Source organism: Streptomyces sp. CWNU-52B (assembly GCF_047444975.1).
In the GTDB taxonomy this organism is placed as follows: domain Bacteria; phylum Actinomycetota; class Actinomycetes; order Streptomycetales; family Streptomycetaceae; genus Streptomyces.
In genome coordinates, this window is record NZ_JBLFJV010000060.1 from 68,022 (window position 1) to 88,020 (window position 19,999).

Here is a 19,999-nt window from a genome sequence, read left to right on the forward strand (position 1 = left end):
ACACCCGGCACGCAGGTGACGAGGAGTATCAGTCATGTCCGAAACACAGAAGGTGGAGGACCGGCCGGCCGCCGGACCGCCCCCGGCCAACAGCGTCGACCGGTTCTTCAGGATCTCCGACCGGGGTTCCACCTTCGGCCGGGAAGTGCGTGGCGGCTTCGCCACGTTCTTCACGATGGCCTACATCCTTGTCCTGAATCCCATCATCCTCAGCAGCGCGAAGGACAAGTTCGGCGATCAGCTCGACAGCGTCCAACTGGTCACCGCCACCGCCCTGGTGGCCGCGGTGATGACGATCGTGATGGGGGTCGGCGGCAACCTCCCGCTCGCGCTCGCCGCCGGTCTCGGCCTCAACGCCGTCGTCGCCTTCCAGATCGCCCCGCTGATGAGCTGGGACGACGCGATGGGCCTCATCGTCCTCGAAGGCCTGCTGATCTGCGTCCTGGTGGTGACGGGGCTGCGCGAGGCCGTCATGCACGCGATCCCGCAGCCGCTCAAGCAGGCGATCAGTGTCGGCATCGGTCTGTTCATCGCGTTCATCGGCTTCGTCGACGCGGGCTTCGTCAGCCGTATACCGGACGCGGCCGGCACCACCGTGCCGGTGCAGCTCGGCGGTACGGGTGCGCTGACCGGCTGGCCGGTCCTCGTCTTCTGTCTCGGGGTGCTGCTGACGATCGGGCTCCTCGCCCGCAAGGTCAAGGGCGCGATCCTGATCAGCATCGTGGCCATGACGGTCGTCGCGGTCGTCGTCAACGAGATCGCGGACGTCAAGAGCTGGGGCCTGACCACGCCACAGGTGCCCGACGACGTGGTGGCCTCGCCCGACTTCGGGCTGCTCGGCGACTTCAGCCTGTTCGGCGCGTTCGGTGAGGTCAGCGTGATCACCGTGGTGCTGCTGGTCTTCACGCTGGTCCTGTCGGACTTCTTCGACACGATGGGCACCGTGGTGGGGATCACCGCCGAGGCCGGGCTCCTCGACGAGGCGGGCAAGGTGCCGAACCTCGGCCGCGTCCTGCTCATCGACGGCGCCGCGGCGGTCGCGGGCGGCGCGTCGTCCGCCTCCTCCGCCACCTCGTACATCGAGTCGGCGGCCGGGGTCGGGGAGGGGGCCCGTACGGGGTTCGCGAACCTGGTCACGGGCGGGCTGTTCGCCTGCGCGCTCTTCCTGACCCCGCTGCTGACCATCGTCCCGATGCAGGCGGCGGCGCCGGCGCTCGTCGCGGTCGGGTTCCTGATGATGACGCAGGTCAAGCACATCGACTGGGACAGGTACGAGATCGCGATCCCGGCGTTCCTGACGATCGCGGTGATGCCGTTCACCTACTCGATCACCAACGGCATCGGGGCGGGGTTCGTGGCGTTCGTCCTGATCAAGACGGTGCTGGGGAGGGCGCGGGAGGTCCACTGGCTGCTGTGGGGAACGTCGGCGCTGTTCCTGATCTACTTCGCGATAGACCCGATAGAACAGATCCTGAACGTGAAGTAGCCCCTGCCGGAACAGACCGGCCGCCCGCGGGCACGCCGTGGCTGGTCGCGCAGTTCCCCGCGCCCCGTCAAGGGGCGCGGGGAACTGCGCAATCTTTCAGGGGCGCGGGGAACTGCGCGACCAGCCCCCACCGGGCCGGCAGCCGACCCCCGGGCTCACCCCTTCAGCGCGGCCCGCATCATCGCCTCGGCAACCGGCGCAGCCAACCCGTTCCCGCTCACTTCCGACCGCGCCGCGTCCGACTGCTCCACCAGCACGGCCACCGCCACCTCCTTGTCCGAGGAGTCGGACTTCGCATAGGACGTGAACCAGGCATACGGCGTCTTGCTGTTGTCCTCGCCGTGCTGAGCCGTACCGGTCTTGCCTCCCACCGTCGCCCCGGAGATCCGCGCGTTCGTCCCCGTGCCCTCCTCGACGACCGTCTGCATCGCCGACTGGAGCTGCTCGGCCGTGGACGAGCTGACGATCTCCTTGCTCTCCGTCCGGTCGTCGTAGTTCTCCAGCACGTTGCCGTCCGCGTCGCTGATCTTCGACACCATGTGGGGCGAGACCAGCTTCCCGCCGTTGGCGATGGCCGCCGAGACCATGGCCATCTGCAACGGCGTCGCGGTCACGTCGAACTGCCCGATACCCGTCAGCGCCGTGGACGACTTGTCCATGTCCGACGGATACACGCTGGTGTACGCCCGCACGGGCACGTCCTGCGACGTGTTGTTGAAGCCGAACTTCTCGGCCATCGCCTTCAGCCTGTCCTGGCCGAGCTCGACGGCCATCTTCGCGAAGACGTTGTTGCACGAGTACTGGAGCGCGACCCGGATCGTCGCGTTCTCACAGGGGGCCGACTTGCTCTCGTTCGGCAGGACGGTGGCCGTGCCCGGCAGCGTGTACGGGTTCTCGCTGTCCGTCTTCTCGTCCACCGAGGAGTACAGGTCGTCCTCGAGGGCGGCGGCCGCGACGACCAGCTTGAACGTGGAGCCCGGCGGCAGCGGCTGCCGCAGCGCCCGGTTCGTCATGGGCTTGTCGGCGTCCTTGGTCAGCTTGTCCCATGCGTCGGAGTCGCTCGTGCTGATCGCCGAGGGGTCGTACGACGGGGTGGACACGGCGCCGAGGATCCGCCCGGTCCTCGGGTCGATCGCCACGGCTCCGCCCTTCTTGTCACCGAGCGCCTCGTAGGCCGCCTTCTGCACGGCCGGGTCGACGGTGGTGATCACATCGCCCGGATCGGCGCGCTTGCCGGTGACCGTGTCGAGGGTGTTCTTCAGCCGGTTGTCGGTGCCGTCGAGCAGTTGCTGGTAGACACCCTCCAGCTGCGTGGCCCCGTACACCTGGGAGCTGAACCCGGTGACGGCCGCGTACAGACTGCCGTCGGTGTACGTGCGCTTGTACTTGAGGTCGCCCCCTGTCGTCTGCGTGGAACCGGTGACCGTGCTGCCGCCCACGATGATGTTCCCGAGCGGGAGCGCGTACTGCTCTATCGCGTTCCGCCGGTTGTTCTTGTCGTCTGCGAGCGCCTGGCCGTCGTAGAACTGCACCCAGGTCGCCCTGACCAGCAGAGCGAGCACGAGCAGCAGGGTGAAGACGGAGGCGCGCCTGATCGTTTTGTTCATTCCGCTCGTAAGGACGAGCGGGCGGCGGCGGTTCGTTCCCTTCGATCCGGTTTTTTCATCGGCCCTTCATGAAGCCGCTCACGCGTCCCGCAGCGACAGCACGACCTCGTCGATCTCCTCGCCGCGCGCGTTCGCGAAACCCCTGGCCCGAGAGGTCACCCGGAAACCGCACTTCTCCAGGACGCGCAGCGACCCCGCGTTGTCCGCCGCCGCGCGCGCGTACAGCGGGCGCTCGGGAACGGCGGCGAGCAGCTCCCGCAGCGCGGCCGTGGCGATGCCGCGGCCCCAGTGGGCGCGGTCGATCCAGTACGTCACCTCGCGTTCGCCCGGCGGCCCGTACACCGCCGCGGTGCCGACGACGTCCCCGTCGACGAGGACCGTACGGTTCACGGCGGACGAGGCGAGCACCCGCTTCCAGTGGGCGTCGAAGGCGTCCCGGTCGGTGGGGTCCGCGGCCGTGAAGGCGGCCAACCGCAGGGACTCGGGATCGTTCATCAGCCGGAAGAACACCGGCAGATCGCTGTCGTGGACCTCACGGAGCACGACCTCCATCTCGTACACGTCAGAGCCTCCGGGTCGCGAGGGTGAGCCGGTCCCGCGCGTCGAACAGCGCGTCCTTCACCATCTGCTCGTGCGCCGGCGTCAGCCGTGCCACCGGCACCGAGCAGCTGATCGCGTCCCGCGCGGGCGTGCGGTAGGGGATCGCCACGCCGAAGCAGCGCAGCCCCAGCGTGTTCTCCTCGCGGTCCACCGCGAACCCCTGCTCCCGGATCTGGTGCAGCTCCTCGATGAGCTTCTCCCGGTCGCTGATCGTGTGCTCGGTCAGCGCGGGCAGCGTCTCCGGCAGCAGCTTGCGGACCTGCTCGTCCGTGTGCGTCGCGAGGAGTGCCTTGCCGAGGGAGGTGGAGTGGGCGGGCAGCCGGCGTCCCACGCGTGTGAAGGGGCGCAGATAGTGCTGTGACTGGCGGGTCGCGAGGTAGACGACGTTCGTGCCGTCCAGACGGGCCAGGTGGATCGTCTCCGTCGTGTCGTCGGAGAGCCGGTCCAGCGTCGGCCGGGCCGCGGCCACCACCTCGTCGCCGTCGATGTACGACGTGCCGACGAGCAGCGCCCGTACGCCGATGCCGTACCGCGTGCCCGTCGCGTCGGTCTCGACCCAGCCGAGCTCGACAAGCGTGCGCAGCAACATGTAAAGACTTGACTTGGGGTACCCGACGGCTTCCTGGACGGCGGCCAGCGAGTGCATGCCGGGGCGTCCGGCGAAGTACTCGAGCAATTCAACCGTCCGCACCGCGGACTTGACCTGCGCTCCGCCGCCCGTCTCGCCTGCCGACATCGGCCTTGACCCCCTAGTTCGCCGGGAAATAGTCTCGACAGCACATTCACCATCAGAGACAGCGTTCAGCATATCGAACGCCCCTGGCGAGTGGCACATGTACTGCGGCATTACATCTGGAGGGACCCGCGGTGGCAGCAGCACCAGTCTGGAGTGTCGACCCCCGAACCGGGAAGCAGCGCGAGCAGGTTGCGGTGGAAGCCACAGCCCAGGAGGTGGACGAGGTCGTCCGCGCCGCGCACGCAGCCCGGGGGGCTCTCGCCGACCGCACGGTCCGCGCGGCCTTCCTGCGTACCGCGGCCGACCAGCTCGAAGGCGCCAAGGAACACCTCGTGGAGGCGGCCGACGCGGAGACCGCGCTCGGCCCGGTCCGGCTGACCGGCGAACTCGCCCGCACCTGTTATCAGCTGCGGGCCTTCGCGGACATCGTCGACGAGGGCGAGTTCCTCGGTGTCGTGATCAACCACCCCGACGCCACGGCGACCCCGCCGATCCCGGACCTGCGCCGTTACAAGGTGCCGCTGGGGGTCGTGGCCGTCTACTCGGCGTCGAACTTCCCCTTCGCCTTCTCGGTCGCCGGCGGCGACACCGCCAGTGCGCTCGCCGCGGGCTCGCCGGTCGTCGTCAAGGCGCACCCCGACCACCCCGGCCTGTCCGAGCTGGTCGCCTCCGTCCTGCGCCGGGCCGCCGCCGAGCACGGCATCCCGAACGGCGTCCTCGGCCTGGTCCACGGTTTCGAGGCGGGCGTCGAGCTGGTCGGGCACCCGCTGATCGCGGCCGCCGGATTCACCGGTTCGGTACGGGGCGGACGTGCTCTCTTCGACGCGGCGGCGGCGCGGCCCGTGCCGATCCCGTTCCACGGCGAGCTGGGGTCGCTGAACCCGGTGGTGATCACCGAGGCGGCGGCTGCCGAGCGCGCCGAGGCGATCGGTACGGGGCTGGCGGGCTCCATGACGCTGGGTGTCGGCCAGTTCTGTGTGAAGCCCGGCCTGGTGCTGGCGCCGGCCGGCGCGGCGGGCGACCGTCTGCTGAAGTCCCTGACGGACGCGGTGAGCGACACGGAGGCGGGTGTCCTCCTCGACCACCGGATGCGCGACAACTTCGTCGCGGGTGTGGCCGAGCGGATCGGGCTGCCCGACGTGGACGCGCCGGTGACGCCGGGGGCGGGCAGTGAGCACACGGTGAGCCCCGGCTTCCTGACGGTTCCGGCGGGGAACCTGACCGCCGAGGGCGCGTACGACCTGCTCCTGGAGGAGTGCTTCGGGCCGGTGACGGTGGTCGCCCGCTACGAGGACGACGCCGAGGCGAACGCGGTGCTGGCCCGGCTGCCCGGGAACCTGACCGCGACGGTCCACCTGTCCACGGAGGAGGCGGCCGGGGAGGGGCGTGGCGCGGAGATCCTCGCCGAGCTGACGCCGCTGGCGGGGCGGGTGGTCGTGAACGCGTGGCCCACGGGGGTCGCGGTGGCCGCGGCGCAGCAGCACGGGGGGCCGTATCCCGCCACCACGTCGACGTCCACGTCTGTCGGTGGGACGGCCATCGAGCGGTGGTTGCGGCCGGTGGCGTACCAGAACGCGCCGGAGGCGTTGTTGCCGGCGGAGTTGCGGGACGGGAATCCGTTGGGGTTGCCGCGGAGGTATGACGGCCGGCTGGAGCGGTAGCCGTAGCCGTAGCCGTAGTACGAGGTTGCGCCGTTGGGCCCGTGGCCGGTTGTCGGCTGCGGGCCCGCTGTGGCTTGTCGCGCCGTTCCCCGCGTCCCTGAGGGGGCCTGAGAGGGTGGGAACGGGGGTGTTCGTCTCGTTCGGGGGTGGGGGCTGGGAGGATCTGTCCATGGACGTGACAATTCCTGAACTTCCCTTCCCCCTTCGCACCTACGGGCCCGACGGGCACTGGTCCTACGAGGGCGGGGTGCTCACCGGGTGGGCCGGGCCGCGGCAGGACCGGTTCGTGCCGCCCACCGACGAGGGGCTGGACCCGGCGTCCGACGCGCCCCGGCTGCTGGGTGCGCCCGAGGGGGACTTCCAGCTCGTCGCCCGCGTGACGGTCGGCTTCGGCGGGGCCTTCGACGCGGGTGTTCTCTACGCGCACGTGGCCGAGCGGGCCTGGGCCAAGCTCTGCCTCGAATACTCCCCGGACGTGCCCACCGTCTGCGCGGTCGTCACCCGGGGCCACTCGGACGACGCCAACTCCTTCACGGTCGACGGCAGCTCGGTCTGGCTCCGGATCAGCCGCACCGGCAGGGCCTTCGCCTTCCACGCCTCGAAGGACGGCGAGCGCTGGACCTTCGTCCGCCTTTTCACCCTGGCCGACGAGAAGGAGACCGGCGCCGCGCTGGTCGGCTTCATGACCCAGTCGCCGATGGGGGAGGGCTGCGTGGTCACGTACGACCACATCGAGTTCCGCCCGGACTGGCCGGCGGATCTGCGGGACGGTTCCTGAACCCCGCGGTCATGAATTCTTATCCGCTTTTAATTAGACGCCTTATTCTGCTCTAATTCAGTGCAGCTTCCCATAAGCTTCTGCCCGCTTTCTCCGACCTTAAACACCACGATTTTTCGATCATCGATCTCGCGATACGGGCACGTCTCGTGGTGATTACGCGGTTGTGACGCAATACACAACCACGTCGTTTTGCCTGATATATCCCGGACAAAACGGCGCTTTCGATCGACGGTACGCGCTGCCCGCGCCCGCGGGGTAACACACAAGGTCCGTTCGCGTAACCCCGTCCGACGATGCAATTTCGATTTTTGCTGGGTAAATTTAATCGGCATGACCGCCGCACAAGCAGACCTGCAAGCGGAATTCCTGGAAATGCCAGAAGGGCTGCGGATCGACCGTCCGCACGTGGACGACGGAGCCGCACTCTGGCGCATAGCCAAGGACTCCGAGACCCTCGACCTGAACTCCTCCTACAGCTACCTGCTGTGGTGCCGTGACTTCGCCGGCACCTCCGCGGTGGCGCGCACGGCCGACGGCGAGCCGGTCGCCTACGTCACCGGCTACCTCCGGCCCGAGCGCCCCTCCACACTTTTCGTGTGGCAGGTGGCCGTCGACGCCGCACACCGTGGACGCGGTCTCGCCGCGGCACTCCTCGACGGGCTGACCCTCCAGGTCGCCGGCCAGGGCGAGCTGACCGCCATGGAGACCACGATCACCCCGGGCAACACCGCCTCCGAGCGGCTGTTCACCTCGTACGCCGCGCGTCACGGTGCGACCGTCGAGCGTGAGGTCCTGTTCGCCACAGGGCAGTTCCCCGACGGCCCGCACGATCCAGAAGTGCTGCACCGCATCGGCCCCCTGTCGCTCTGAACACCCCCACGCCTGAGGAGTACCACCATGACCATCACCCAGCCCGACCTGAGCGTCTTCGAAACCCTGGAGTCGGAGGTGCGCAGCTACTGCCGCAGCTGGCCCACCGTCTTCGACCGGGCGCAGGGCAGCCGCATGTTCGACGAGGACGGCCATGAGTACCTCGACTTCTTCGCGGGCGCCGGATCACTCAACTACGGGCACAACAACCCGGTACTGAAACGCGCCCTGATCGACTACCTGGAGCGCGACGGCGTCACCCACGGTCTCGACATGTCGACGACCGCGAAGCGCAGCTTCCTGGAGTCGTTCCAGAACGTGGTGCTGCGGCCCCGCGACCTGCCGTACAAGGTCATGTTCCCCGGCCCGACCGGGACGAACGCCGTCGAGTCCGCGCTGAAGCTGGCCCGGAAGGTCAAGGGCCGGGAGTCCATCGTCTCCTTCACCAACGCCTTCCACGGCATGTCGCTCGGCTCGCTCGCCGTGACCGGCAACGCCTTCAAGCGGGCGGGCGCCGGTATCCCGCTCGTGCACGGCACGCCGATGCCCTTCGACAACTACTTCGACGGCCAGGTCCCGGACTTCCTCTGGTTCGAGCGGCTCCTGGAGGACCAGGGCTCCGGCCTCAACAAGCCCGCCGCCGTCATCGTCGAGACCGTGCAGGGCGAGGGCGGCATCAACGTCGCCCGGGTCGAGTGGCTGCGCGCGCTCGCCGAACTGTGCGAGCGCCAGGACATGCTGCTGATCGTCGACGACATCCAGATGGGCTGCGGCCGTACGGGCGCCTTCTTCTCCTTCGAGGAGGCGGGGATCGTGCCCGACATCGTGACCGTCTCCAAGTCCATCAGCGGCTACGGGCTGCCCATGTCCCTGTGCCTGTTCAAGCCCGAGCTGGACGTCTGGGAGCCGGGCGAGCACAACGGCACGTTCCGCGGCAACAACCCCGCCTTCGTGACGGCCGCCGCCGCCCTGGAGACGTACTGGTCCGACGGGCCCGCCATGGAGAAGCAGACCCGTACCCGCGGTGAGCAGATCGAGCAGTCGCTGATCTCCATCACCGAGGAGAACCTCGCCGACGTCAAGGAGTACCGCGGTCGCGGCCTGGTCTGGGGCATGGAGTTCCACGACAAGGAGCGCGCGGGCCGGGTGGCCCACCGCGCCTTCGAACTCGGCCTGCTGATCGAGACGTCGGGCCCGGAGAGCGAGGTCGTGAAACTCCTCCCGGCGCTCACCATCACCCCCGAAGAGCTGGACGAGGGGCTTCGTACCCTCGCCCGAGCCGTCCGAGAGACGGTCTGAACCGCACCCAGCGGGAAGACACCTGGAAAACAGGGCAGAAAACAGGGAAAACAGCCTGAAGGAGGCTTCGAACCGCCGTGATAGTCCGTTCGTTCAAGGAGCTCGAAGGCACTGACCGACACGTGAAATCCGCGTCGGGCACCTGGGAGAGCAAGCGCGTCGTCCTCGCCAAGGAGGGGGTCGGCTTCTCGGTGCACGAGACGATCCTCTACGCGGGCACGGAGACCCCGATGTGGTACGCGAACCACATCGAGGCCGTCGTCTGCGTGGAGGGCGAGGCCGAACTCACCGACGACGAGACCGGCAAGAAGTACACGATCACGCCGGGCACCACCTACCTCCTCGACGGACACGAGAGGCACCGGGTGCGGGTCAAGGAGGACTTCCGGTGCATCTGTGTCTTCAATCCGCCGGTGACCGGAAGGGAGGACCATGACGAGAACGGTGTCTACCCCCTGCTGACCGAGCCCGAGGAGGTCTGATCCGATGACGACGGTCGCCGACCTGTATCCCAGCCGCGGCGCCGCTGAGGTGTCCGTGCCCCGGCAGGACCCGGTCGTGTGGAGCGAGCCCCAGGCGCCGGGGCCGATCCCGGGGGCGGAGCTGCGGGCGTACGAACAGGACGGCTTCCTCGCCGTCGAGCAGCTCATCGACGACGACGAAGTCGCGCTCTACCGGGGCGAGTTGGAGCGCATGGTCACCGACCCGGCGGTCCGCGCCGACGAGCGTTCGATCGTCGAGCCGCAGTCGCAGGAGATCCGCTCGGTCTTCGAGGTCCACCGCACCAGCGAGATCTTCGCCCAACTCGTGCGTGACGAGCGGGTGGTGGGCCGCGCCCGGCAGATCCTCGGCTCCGACGTGTACGTGCACCAGTCGCGGATCAACGTCAAACCCGGTTTCGGTGCGAGTGGCTTCTACTGGCACTCGGACTTCGAGACCTGGCACGCCGAGGACGGTCTGCCGAACATGCGGACGGTGTCCGTCTCGATCGCGCTGACCGAGAACTTCGACACCAACGGCGGCCTCATGATCATGCCGGGGTCGCACCACACGTTCCTCGGCTGCTCGGGGGCGACGCCGAAGGACAACTACAAGAAGTCGCTGCAGATGCAGGACGCGGGCACGCCCTCCGACGAGGCGCTCACCAAGTTCGCCTCCCGGCACGGCATCAAGCTCTTCACGGGCCGGGCCGGCTCGGCGACCTGGTTCGACTGCAACTGCATGCACGGTTCGGGTGACAACATCACGCCGTTCCCGCGCTCGAACGTCTTCATCGTGTTCAACAGCGTGGAGAACGCGGCGGTGGAGCCGTTCGCGGCGCCGGTGCGCCGGCCCGACTTCATCGGCGCGAGGGACTTCACTCCGGTGAGGTGACCCCCGCGGTCGGTGCTGTCCCGCCCGCAGGCGATCGGCCCGGTGTCCGGCCCGCGTGAACCCACGCGGGCCGGACACCGGGCCGGCTGCTTCGCCGGCCGGTTACAGCGCGGGGTAGTCCGTGTAGCCCTTCGTGTCCCCGCCGAAGAACGTCGCCGGGTCGGCCTCGTTGAACGGACCGCCGGCCCGCAGCCGGGCGGGCAGGTCGGGGTTGGCGAGGAACAGCCGGCCGTAGGCGACGAGATCGGCGACGCCGTCCTCGACGAGCGACAGGGACTCGGGCCCGGTCGGCCCCTCGGTCGCCGGGTTCAGGATGAAGGTGCCGCTGAACCGCTTGCGCAGCGCGAGCGTCAGCTCACGGGCCTCGTCCACCTCGGTGATGTGCAGGTAGGCCAGGTCCAGCGGGTCGAGCGCGGCCACCAGCGCGGTGTACGTCGGCTCCGGCTCGGGCTCCTGGATGCCGTTGTACGGGTTGCCGGGCGAGAGCCTGATGCCCGTCCGTCCGGTGCCGATCTCCGCGGCGACGGCCTTGACGGTCTCGACCGCGAACCGGATGCGGTTCTCGACCGAGCCGCCCCATTCGTCGGTGCGCCGGTTCGAGCCGGGGGCGAGGAACTGGTGGATCAGATAGCCGTTGGCGCCGTGCAGCTCGACACCGTCGAAGCCCGCCTCGATCGCGCCTCGCGCGGCGGCGGCGAACTCGCCCACGGTGGCGCGTACCTCGTCGCCGGTGAGCTCGCGCGGGGTGACGAAGTCGAGGGGGCCCTCGTGGGTGTAGACCTGCCCCTCGGCCCGCACGGGCGACGCGCCGACATTGACGAGTCCGTCGGGGAGCAGGGTCGGGTGACCGATCCGGCCCGCGTGCATGAGCTGGGCGAAGATCCGGCCGCCGGCGGCGTGCACGGCGTCGGTCACCTTCCGCCAGGCCGCGATCTGCTCCGCACTGTGCAGGCCCGGGGTGTCCGGGTAGCCCTGGCCCACCGCGGACGGCTGGATGCCCTCGGTGACGATCAGGCCCGCGGAGGCGCGCTGGGCGTAGTACTCGGCGCTGAGATCGGTCGGCGCCCCGCCGTCGCCGGCCCGGCTGCGCGTCATCGGCGCCATCACGATGCGGTTGGTGAGCGGGGTGCCGGACAGGTCGATCGGGTCGTATGCGGTGGTCACAGCAGCTCCTGAGGGGAATGTATGTGGTCGGCCAATGATTGGAACAAGGGGCCACCGTAAACCATTCCTTGGCCGACCAAGTAATGCTCCGTGAAAAGCTTGGCGGACACGAACGTGCACGGAACCGGGAGCCAGGATGAGTGCCACCCCCGAGGTCGCGGCCTCTCAGGCCGACCCCGCCTGTACCGAAGCCCTGCCCTCCGCGGCGTGCGGTGGCGCGGTCAGCTATGCCATCTCCAGGGTGGCCCGGATGCACCGCGCCGCGGCGGGCAGGATGCTGCGCGGCGCGGGGCTCTACCCCGGGCAGGAGTTCGTGATGATGCACCTGTGGGACGCGGGCCCGGTGCGCCAGTCGGAGCTGATCAAGGCGGTCGAGCTCGATCCGTCGACGGTCACGAAGATGCTCCAGCGCCTGGAGCTGGCGGGGCACGTCCGCCGCCGGCCCGACCCCAGGGACGGCCGCGCGGTCCTCGTCGAGGCGACGGACGACAGCTGCGGGCTGCACGACGAGGTCACCCGGGCCTGGACCGGCCTGGAGGAACAGAGCCTCGCCGGCCTGACCCCCACCGAGCGCGAACAGCTGACCGGGCTCCTCGCCCGCGTCGAGGCGAACCTGTACGCGGGGGCGTCCGACTGCCCGACGGGAACGGGAACGGGGCCGGGACCCGACGCAACCTAGTCCGGCCGGGGCCGGCGGAGTTACCCGGACTCCGGAGGGTGTCGGTGCCTGCGGGCCGGTGGGGACTGAGGCAACAGGCCCTAGAGCCAGGCCAGTGACGCCGCTCGGTCCAGTACGTTCCGTACGGCGTCCGCGTCGCCCGCCGTGCCCCTGGGGACCGCGGCCGGTGTCTGGCGTCCGCCCACCAGCAGGCAGAAGTCCACGGCCCGCAGGGCCAGTTCACCCTGGACCGGCTCGGCCTCGGCGCCGAGCACCCACCGGGCGTCGCCCCCGACCCCCGTCACGGAGAGAAGGACCGGCGGCGCGGCGGGCCCCAGCGCCATGCCGAGCATGCGGACGGCGAGGCGGACCAGCTGGCCCAGATGCGCCTCGGGCGGCGCGGGCACGGTGAGCCCGAGCGCGCGGCCGATGTCGTCCGTGTGGATCCAGGTCTCGAAGGCACGCCCCAGGAAATGGTCGGCCACCGGCAGCCGGATGCCCATCAACACCGTCGCGAGCGCGGCCCGTTCGGGGTCCCGGGCCTCGGGCGTGGCCAGCAGCGCGGCACTCTGCGCGGACCACGCGGCCACCGTCTCCCCGGGCGCGCGCGTCCGCTCGTACGCGATCATGTCGGTGGTCCGTGCCTCCCATGCCTCCTCCCACGGCATCTCCTCCGTGGTCCGGGAGGGCGGCGCGGGCGTGCGCACCCCGAGCCGCCGCGCCAGCGCCTCGTCGGCGGCGATCAGATGGCCGACGGTGTCGCGGACGTCCCAGTCGTGCACGACCGGCGTGCCCCACGGCCCACGGCCGTCCACGCCGTCCACCTCGCGCAGCAGCGCCGTGAGACCGCTGACCGCGGCCGCGTACGGGGCCGCGTGCGAGGCGACCTCAGGCGCGGCGGGCCGGGCCCGCAGCGCGACCGCGAGCACCCCGTCCGGCAGGGCGGAGCCGTGGCCGGCGGCGGCCGGTTCCGGTGCTCCCGGCGGGCCGTCCAACAGTCGTACGGTCTGGCGCAGTTGCTCCGCCTGGGCGGTACAGCTCGCGCACCCGGCCAGATGCGGCAGCACGGTCCGCTCGTCCGCGGGCTGAAGCGCGCCGAAGGCCCACGCCGCCAGCAGCTCCGGCACGCCGTCGTGGTCCTCGCTCACCGGCGGCCTCCTTCCCCTGTCGCCATCATGCGCCCCTTTCCCACGCCGGATCCGTCGGGTCCGCCAAGGACACGGCCAACTTCCGCAGCGCGGACCGTAATCGGGTCTTGGCGGTGCCCTCCGGGATACCGAGCTCGACGGCCGCCTGGCGGTAGGTGCGGCCCGCGAAGTAGGCGAGGTGGACCACCTCCCGCTGGGGCTGCGGGAGTTCGGCGAGCGCGGAGTGCAGCAGGAGCGAGCGTTCGCGGTCCACGACCGCCTCGTCGGGGCCGGGTCCGGTGTCCGGGATGGCGTGCAGCGCCGAGTCGTCCGCGCGGGTGTCCTTGCGGTGCCGGGCCTCACTGCGCACCCAGTCCACCGCCCGCCGGTGCGCCAGCAGGGACAGCCAGGTGCGCAGCGAGCCCCGGCGCGCGTCGAACGCGTACGGCCTGCTCCACAGCTGGGCGAAGACCTCCTGCGCCACGTCCTCGGCGGCCACCGCGCTGCGCGTGACCCGTACGGCGACACCCCGGACGAGACCGCCGTACGCCGTGTACGCCTCGGCCAGCGCGGTCTCGTCGCCGTACACCAGCCGCCGCTGCAACTCCGCATCCGGGGACGGCCGTTCGGACGTGTGGAGAGTTGGCTCCACCGGCACCACCACCTCGTGGTGCCTTCCTAGCGTCCTCGTGGGCCGCGCGCCAGTGGGCAGGGGAATGTCGGGGGCTCAGCCGGACAGGACGTCCAGCATCCGGTCGACGTCCGCGGCCGTGTTGTACAGGTGGAAGGCGACCCTCAGGTTGCCCGCCCGGTCGGAGACCTGGATGCCCGCCCGGCTCAACTCCGGCTGCCGGACGCCGAGTCCGGGCACGGAGACGATGGGGGAGCCCGGCGCCGGCACCGGCTCCTGCCCCAGCGCGGCCAGACCTGCCCGGAAGCGGTCGGCGAGGCCGAGGTCATGGGCACGTACGGTCTCCACCCCCAGCTCCTCCATCAGTTCGAGGGAGTGGCGGGCACCGGCGTACGAGAAGAGGCTGGGGCTCTCGTCGAACCGCCGCGCGGAGTGGGCGAGTTCCTCGACCGGCCCGTAGCAGCTGTCCCAGGGATTCTCGCCGGCGACCCAGCCCGCGAAGACCGGGTCGAGTCCGCCGAAGTCCTCCGGAACGACGAGGAAGGCCACGCCCCGCGGGCAGACGAGCCACTTGAAGGCGACGGAGGAGACATAGTCGTACGCGTCCGCGTCGAGCGGCAGCCAGCCGGCGGCCTGGGATGCGTCGATGTACGTACGGGCGCCGTGCTCGCGTGCGGCCTCGCGCAGCGCCGGAAGGTCGACGACGCGGCCGTCCGCGGACTGGGCGGCGCTCACCGCGACGAGCGCGGTGCCGGGACGCACCGACTCGGCGATCCGCTCCAGCGGCACCGTGCGCACCTTCAGATCACGGCGTACGTGGAAGGGGTTCACCGCCGAGGTGAACTCGCCCTCGGCGGTGAGGACTTCGGCGCCCGAGGGCAGCGAGGCGGCGATCAGACCGGTGTAGACGGCGACCGAGGCACCGGCCGCGACCCGGCTGTCCGGGACTGCGAGAAGCCGGGCGAAGGAGGCGCGGGCCGCCTCCACGTCCGCGAACATGTCCTGCGGCTGCCCGGCCGCCACGGACTCGACGGCGGACCGCATCGCGGTGACCGCACGGGCCGGGAGCAGCCCGGTGCTCGCGGTGTTCAGATACGTGTTCTCCGGGGCGAACTCGGCGCGGACGAGGCTCTCGAAGGTCTCCATGGAAACCACTCTGCGGCCCGACGGACCCCCCGTCCATTGCCGACTTTTACGTGGTTCACCTTAGGAACGCTTATGGATCGGCCCCGACCTGCGCTTTCCCGCTCCGACGGAAGGCTCAGTGCTGGTGGGGCACCGCGCAGCCGTCGGGACCGCACGCCTCGGCGTCGTCCTGCTGGATCAGCTGGAGCGGCGAGTGGCCGGCCCACGCCTGCTCCAGGGCCTGGGCGAAGACCTCGGCGGGCTGGGCGCCGGAGACGCCGTACTTGCGGTCCAGGACGAAGAACGGCACGCCGTTCGCACCCAGCTCGGCGGCCTCGCGCTCGTCGGCGCGGACCTCGTCGGCGTACGCGGCCGGGTCGGCGAGCACCTTGCGGGCCTCGTCCGCGTCGAGTCCGGCGGCGGCCGACAGCTCCACGAGCCGCTCGTCGTCGCCGAACACGGAACGCTCCTCGGCGAAGTTCGCCCGGTAGAAGAGCTGGATCAGCTCGTCCTGGCGGCCCCGCTCCTTGGCGAGGTGCAGCAGGCGGTGCATGTCGAAGGTGTTGCCGTGGTCACGGTCCTGGGTGCGGTAGGCCAGGCCCTCGGCGGCGGCCTGCGTTCCCAGGTTCTCCTCGCCCGCCTGGGCCTGTGCCTCACTCATGCCGTACTTCTTGGTGAGCATGGGGATGACCGGCTGGATGTCGCCCTTGGCACGGTTCGGGTCGAGCTCGAAGGAACGGTGCACCACCTCGACGCCGTCGCGGTGCGGGAAGTCGCCGAGCGCCTTCTCGAAGCGGGCCTTGCCCACGTAGCACCACGGGCAGGCGATGTCGCTCCAGATCTCGACGCGCATGTCTTGGGCCCTTCCCACTCGTCCGACAAAGACGGAGGCACCCTCCGCCCCGACAAGAACACCCAGCCACCCGTCCTGATTCCCACCTGCGGCTTGGTGGGGGCCGCCCCAAAAGATTGCGCCGTTCCCCGCGCCCCTGAAAAACTGCGCCGTTCCGCGCGTACCGGAAAGTCTGCGCCGTTCCCCGCGCCCCCGTTTGGGGGCGCGGGGAACGGCGCGTCCAGCCCTCACTGGGCCGCAGGTGGCATCGGGGCTCAGGCAGACCGACCGGGCTCAGCTACCCGCCAGCGCCCGCCGCAGCGCGGAGAGGCACCGCTCCACCACGACCGGGTCCGCCGCAGCCCCGTAGTGGTTCACCCGGATCATCTCCTTGCCCAGCGTCCCACCACCCGCGGCCAGCGGAAGCGAAGGATCACCGGCGAGCGCGACGGCGACCACCTCGCCGGCATCCACGCCGGCAGGCGTCCGCAGCGTCGTGGCCACCGGCGCCGCGTCCACCGCCTCGTACACATACGGTTCGAGCCCCCCGCCCAGCGCGAGCACCCCCGCCCGCGTCGCCGCCGCGGCCGCGGCATGGCGGGCCATGACCGCGGCAGGGCCCTCCGACTCGATCCGCTCCAGACACGCCTCCAGCGCCAGCATCTCCAGCTGCGCCGGGGCGTGCAGGAGGACCTTCCGTCCGGCGTCCGTCCAGCGCTCCTTCCAGTCCAGGAGGGAGAGGTAGGAGCGGCGCGGAGCGTGCGGGTTCGCGGCCATCCGGGCCCACGCCCGCTCGCTCACCGACACCGCCGAGACTCCGGCGGGCCCGCCCATCGCCTTCTGCGCCCCGATCACGCACAGGTCCACGCCCCACGCGTCCGGCAGCACCGGCTCGGCGCCCACGGAGGCCACCGCGTCCAGGTAGAAGAGCGCGCCGTGTTCCCGTACGACCTCGCCGATCTCCGCGACCGGGTTGGTGTTCCCGGTGGCCGCCTCCGCGTGCACCAGGGAGACGAAGTCGATCTCCGGGTGCTCGGCGAGCGCCTCCCGGATCTGCGCGGCCTTGACCGCCGTGTGGAAGGGAACGGCCAGGTCGTACACGGTCGCGCCGCAGTCCCGCAGCCAGTCGCCGAACGTCTGCCCGTACGGACCGGTGATCACGTTGAGTGCCGTCGTACCGGGGCCGGCGGCGCCACGGATGGCACCCTCCAGCGGCAGCAGCGCCTCGCCCTGCGGGACCACGACGTCCTGCTCGGTGGAGAGCAGGCGCGCCACGCGGTCCTCGATCGACGCGAAGTGCGCGGCGCTCAGCGGCGCCAGGTCCAGGAAGGGATGGGTCACGGTGTTGCTCTCTTCACTCACGGGGTAGGCAGCATCGAGCGTAACCGGCGCCCCGGCGCCGGCGGCCGTCCGGGCCTTCCGGCCCCACCGGTGACTTCCGAGGCCGGACGGCCCAACGGTCATGGGATTGGTTTGAGCACCTCAAACAAATCCTTATAATCAGAAGCCACAGTTTCCCCACAGGAGGTCCCCTCGTGAAGATGGTCCCCGGACGCCGATCCCGCATGCTGGCCGCCACCACCGCGACGGCCGGGCTGCTGCTCGTGGCGGGCTGTTCCTCGGACGACGACGGGGGCAAGAAGACCACCGCGAACGGGGTCGAACTGGTGAAGGGCGGCCAGCTCACCACCTGCACGCACCTGCCGTACCCGCCGTTCCAGTCGGAGATCGACGGCAAGGTCCAGGGCTTCGACGTGTCGCTGGTCGACCTGGTCGCCAAGGACCTGGGCGTGAAGCAGGTGATCCTCGACCAGCCCTTCGAGAACTTCAAGACGGGCGGATCCCTCAACTCCGGCCAGTGCGACCTCGCCGCGGCCGGCATGACGATCACCGACGAGCGCAAGAAGAACGTCGACTTCTCCGACCCGTACTTCGAGGCCACCCAGGGCATCCTGACCGCCAAGAAGAGCGGCATCTCCTCCCTCGCGGACCTCAAGGGCAAGAAGGTCGGCGCACAGGCGCAGACCACCGGCGAGGAGTTCGCGAAGAGCAAGGACCTCAACCCGGTCTCCTTCGAGTCCTCGGACGCGCTCCTCAACGGGCTGCGCACCGGACAGGTCAAGGCCGTCGTCATCGACTACCCGGTCGTCCAGGGCTGGCTGAAGGACAAGGCCAACGCCGCGGCCTTCGAGATCGCCGACAACATCAACACCGGTGAGCAGTACGGCATCACGCTGAAGAAGGGCAACACCAAGCTCCTCGAAGCCGTGAACAAGGCCCTGTCCGACGCCAAGGCCGACGGCACGTACAAGAAGCTGTACGAGAAGTGGATCGGCCCGTACGACGAGAACGCGGCCTCCGCTTCGCCGTCCGCCACCTCATGAGTGCGGCCGGTACCCGGGTCCAGCCCCGCAAGAGCGGTCTGAGCCGGCGTCAGAAGCGGGCCGTGTCGCGCGGCCTGCAGTACGCGGTGTTCGTCGCCGCCCTGGTGGCCCTCGGCTTCACGGCCGACTGGGGGCAACTGCGGAACCAGTTCGCCCAGTTCGACCTGGCCCAGCGGATGTTCCCGGACATCATCACGCTGGCGCTGAAGAACACCGTCCTCTACACGGTGTCCGGCTTCGTCTTCGGCCTCGCCCTCGGCGTGGTCGTCGCCCTGATGCGGCTCTCCTCGGTCGGCCCGTACCGCTGGCTGGCCGGTGTCTACATCGAGATCTTCCGCGGGCTGCCCGCCCTGCTGATCTTCATCTTCGTGGGCGTCGCCGTGCCGTTGGCGTTCCCCGGCACGGAGATCCCCGGCGGCACGTACGGAAAGGTCGCGCTCGCGCTCGGCCTGGTGGCGGCCGCGTACATGGCGGAGACGATCCGCGCGGGCATCCAGGCCGTCCCCAAGGGGCAGATGGAGGCGGCCCGTTCACTGGGCTTCTCGTACGGCCGTGCCATGGTCTCCATCATCATTCCGCAGGCGTTCCGGATCGTGATCCCGCCGCTCACCAACGAGTTGGTCCTCCTCTTCAAGGACTCCTCGCTGGTGCTGTTCCTCGGGGTCACCCTTGAGGAGCGCGAACTGTCCAAGTTCGGCCGCGACCTGGCGAGCGAGACCGCCAACTCGACGCCGATCCTGGTGGCGGGCCTGTGCTATCTGCTGGTCACGATCCCGCTCGGTTTCGTCGTACGCCGTCTTGAGACGAAGGCCGGGGAGGCCACCAAGTGAGCAGCGCACCGGACACACGGGACACACCGGCCGGCCCCGAGATCCAGGTCCAGGGCCTGTACAAGTCCTTCGGCGACAACGAGGTGCTGCGCGGCATCGACCTGGAGGTCGGCACCGGTGAGGTCGTGTGTGTCATCGGCCCCTCCGGTTCCGGCAAGTCGACCCTGCTCCGCTGTGTGAACCTCCTGGAGGAGCCCACCAAGGGGCAGGTCTTCGTCGGCGGTACCGAGGTCACCCACCCCGACGTCGACATCGACGCGGTACGCCGCCGGATCGGCATGGTCTTCCAGCAGTTCAACCTCTTCCCGCACCTGACCGTGACCGACAACCTGACGCTGCCGCAGCGCCGGGTGCTGGGCCGGGACAAGGCGGCGGCCGCGAAGGTCGCCGCCGAGAACCTCCGGCGCGTCGGGCTCGCCGAGAAGGCGACGGCCTACCCCGGGTCCCTCTCCGGCGGTCAGCAGCAGCGCGTCGCCATCGCCCGCGCGCTCGCCATGGGCCCCGAGGTGATGCTCTTCGACGAGCCGACCTCGGCGCTCGACCCGGAACTGGTCGGGGACGTCCTCGCGGTGATGCGCATGCTCGCCGACGAGGGCATGACCATGATGGTCGTCACCCACGAGATGTCCTTCGCCCGTGAGGTCGCCGACCGGGTCGTCTTCATGGACGGCGGAGTGATCGTCGAGGAGGGCGCCCCGTCCCAGGTCATCGGCGCCCCGAGCCACGAACGCACCCGCCACTTCCTCTCCCGCCTGCTGGACCCGGCGAAGGCGGAGGTGGAGGAGAACGGGGCTCCGTAGTCGCGAACCGCCCCGGAGCCGCGAACTAAGGTGC

The 19,999-nt window shown here is 70.1% G+C and carries 20 protein-coding genes; 11 read left to right on the plus strand and 9 right to left on the minus strand.

The features are described 5' to 3' along the window. The first annotated feature begins 34 nt into the window (after window positions 1–34). A complete protein-coding gene (locus ACLVWQ_RS38360; RefSeq protein ID WP_414113934.1) occupies window positions 35–1,486 on the plus strand; it encodes an NCS2 family permease in 1,452 nt (483 codons plus the stop codon). A 155-nt stretch (window positions 1,487–1,641) separates the two neighbouring features. On the opposite strand, the gene ACLVWQ_RS38365 is transcribed toward ACLVWQ_RS38360, so the two are convergent. The 3 genes from ACLVWQ_RS38365 to ACLVWQ_RS38375 form a co-directional block, all read right to left on the minus strand. Beyond that, entirely contained in the window at window positions 1,642–3,093 is a 1,452-nt protein-coding gene (locus ACLVWQ_RS38365; RefSeq protein WP_414113935.1) for a peptidoglycan D,D-transpeptidase FtsI family protein, read from the minus strand. A gap of 78 nt (window positions 3,094–3,171) precedes the next feature. Beyond that, on the minus strand, window positions 3,172–3,645 hold the full coding sequence (locus ACLVWQ_RS38370) for a GNAT family N-acetyltransferase (RefSeq protein WP_414114032.1): 474 nt from the start codon (window positions 3,643–3,645) through the stop codon (window positions 3,172–3,174). A gap of 10 nt (window positions 3,646–3,655) precedes the next feature. Continuing rightward, window positions 3,656–4,429: an IclR family transcriptional regulator gene (locus tag ACLVWQ_RS38375; RefSeq protein ID WP_414113936.1), complete on the minus strand. Its 774-nt coding sequence runs from the start codon at window positions 4,427–4,429 to the stop codon at window positions 3,656–3,658. A gap of 131 nt (window positions 4,430–4,560) precedes the next feature. On the opposite strand from ACLVWQ_RS38375, the gene ACLVWQ_RS38380 reads away from it, so the two are divergent. The 6 genes from ACLVWQ_RS38380 to thpD all read left to right on the plus strand — a co-directional run bounded on the left by ACLVWQ_RS38380 (window position 4,561) and on the right by thpD (window position 10,414). Beyond that, window positions 4,561–6,090: an aldehyde dehydrogenase (NADP(+)) gene (locus ACLVWQ_RS38380; protein ID WP_414113937.1), complete on the plus strand. Its 1,530-nt coding sequence runs from the start codon at window positions 4,561–4,563 to the stop codon at window positions 6,088–6,090. 169 nt (window positions 6,091–6,259) lie between these two features. Beyond that, window positions 6,260–6,868, plus strand: a complete 609-nt coding sequence (locus ACLVWQ_RS38385) for a DUF1349 domain-containing protein (protein WP_414113938.1) — start codon at window positions 6,260–6,262, stop codon at window positions 6,866–6,868. Window positions 6,869–7,201: 333 nt separating this feature from the next. Next, a complete protein-coding gene (gene ectA, locus ACLVWQ_RS38390; RefSeq protein WP_414113939.1) occupies window positions 7,202–7,741 on the plus strand; it encodes a diaminobutyrate acetyltransferase in 540 nt (179 codons plus the stop codon). A 27-nt stretch (window positions 7,742–7,768) separates the two neighbouring features. Beyond that, a complete protein-coding gene (gene ectB, locus ACLVWQ_RS38395; protein WP_414113940.1) occupies window positions 7,769–9,040 on the plus strand; it encodes a diaminobutyrate--2-oxoglutarate transaminase in 1,272 nt (423 codons plus the stop codon). Window positions 9,041–9,117: 77 nt separating this feature from the next. Further along, complete coding sequence (locus ACLVWQ_RS38400) at window positions 9,118–9,522, plus strand: ectoine synthase (RefSeq protein WP_414113941.1); 405 nt, start codon at window positions 9,118–9,120, stop codon at window positions 9,520–9,522. Window positions 9,523–9,526: 4 nt separating this feature from the next. Beyond that, window positions 9,527–10,414, plus strand: coding sequence for an ectoine hydroxylase (gene thpD, locus ACLVWQ_RS38405; protein WP_414113942.1), 888 nt, complete (start codon window positions 9,527–9,529; stop codon window positions 10,412–10,414). Between the two features lie 102 nt (window positions 10,415–10,516). Here thpD and ACLVWQ_RS38410 read toward each other — a convergent pair whose 3' ends face one another. Then, complete coding sequence (locus ACLVWQ_RS38410; RefSeq protein WP_414113943.1) at window positions 10,517–11,578, minus strand: alkene reductase; 1,062 nt, start codon at window positions 11,576–11,578, stop codon at window positions 10,517–10,519. A gap of 136 nt (window positions 11,579–11,714) precedes the next feature. Here ACLVWQ_RS38410 and ACLVWQ_RS38415 point away from each other — a divergent pair, with 136 nt between their 5' ends. Then, complete coding sequence (locus tag ACLVWQ_RS38415) at window positions 11,715–12,257, plus strand: MarR family winged helix-turn-helix transcriptional regulator (protein ID WP_414113944.1); 543 nt, start codon at window positions 11,715–11,717, stop codon at window positions 12,255–12,257. 80 nt (window positions 12,258–12,337) lie between these two features. Here ACLVWQ_RS38415 and ACLVWQ_RS38420 read toward each other — a convergent pair whose 3' ends face one another. From ACLVWQ_RS38420 to ACLVWQ_RS38440, 5 genes are all read right to left on the minus strand, one after another. Beyond that, window positions 12,338–13,384, minus strand: coding sequence for a maleylpyruvate isomerase family mycothiol-dependent enzyme (locus ACLVWQ_RS38420; RefSeq protein WP_414113945.1), 1,047 nt, complete (start codon window positions 13,382–13,384; stop codon window positions 12,338–12,340). A 25-nt stretch (window positions 13,385–13,409) separates the two neighbouring features. After that, window positions 13,410–14,027 carry an RNA polymerase sigma factor gene (locus tag ACLVWQ_RS38425; RefSeq protein WP_414113946.1) on the minus strand — a complete coding sequence of 206 codons (618 nt, stop codon included), beginning with the start codon at window positions 14,025–14,027 and terminating at the stop codon, window positions 13,410–13,412. A 63-nt stretch (window positions 14,028–14,090) separates the two neighbouring features. After that, on the minus strand, window positions 14,091–15,140 hold the full coding sequence (locus ACLVWQ_RS38430; protein ID WP_414113947.1) for an aminotransferase class V-fold PLP-dependent enzyme: 1,050 nt from the start codon (window positions 15,138–15,140) through the stop codon (window positions 14,091–14,093). Window positions 15,141–15,255: 115 nt separating this feature from the next. After that, on the minus strand, window positions 15,256–15,972 hold the full coding sequence (locus tag ACLVWQ_RS38435; protein WP_414113948.1) for a DsbA family oxidoreductase: 717 nt from the start codon (window positions 15,970–15,972) through the stop codon (window positions 15,256–15,258). Window positions 15,973–16,245: 273 nt separating this feature from the next. After that, window positions 16,246–17,292, minus strand: coding sequence for a pyridoxal-phosphate-dependent aminotransferase family protein (locus ACLVWQ_RS38440; RefSeq protein ID WP_414113949.1), 1,047 nt, complete (start codon window positions 17,290–17,292; stop codon window positions 16,246–16,248). Window positions 17,293–17,492: 200 nt separating this feature from the next. On the opposite strand from ACLVWQ_RS38440, the gene ACLVWQ_RS38445 reads away from it, so the two are divergent. The 3 genes from ACLVWQ_RS38445 to ACLVWQ_RS38455 are packed head-to-tail and all read left to right on the plus strand — an operon-like array spanning window position 17,493 to window position 19,965. Then, on the plus strand, window positions 17,493–18,335 hold the full coding sequence (locus ACLVWQ_RS38445) for an ABC transporter substrate-binding protein (protein ID WP_414114033.1): 843 nt from the start codon (window positions 17,493–17,495) through the stop codon (window positions 18,333–18,335). Continuing rightward, complete coding sequence (locus ACLVWQ_RS38450; protein ID WP_414113950.1) at window positions 18,332–19,165, plus strand: amino acid ABC transporter permease; 834 nt, start codon at window positions 18,332–18,334, stop codon at window positions 19,163–19,165. The genes ACLVWQ_RS38445 and ACLVWQ_RS38450 overlap by 4 nt, the downstream gene beginning before the upstream one ends. Continuing rightward, the gene (locus ACLVWQ_RS38455; RefSeq protein WP_414113951.1) at window positions 19,162–19,965 is read left to right on the plus strand and encodes an amino acid ABC transporter ATP-binding protein; all 804 of its coding nucleotides are present in this window, start codon (window positions 19,162–19,164) and stop codon (window positions 19,963–19,965) included. Before ACLVWQ_RS38450 ends, ACLVWQ_RS38455 begins: the two co-directional genes overlap by 4 nt. Window positions 19,966–19,999: the final 34 nt, after the last annotated feature.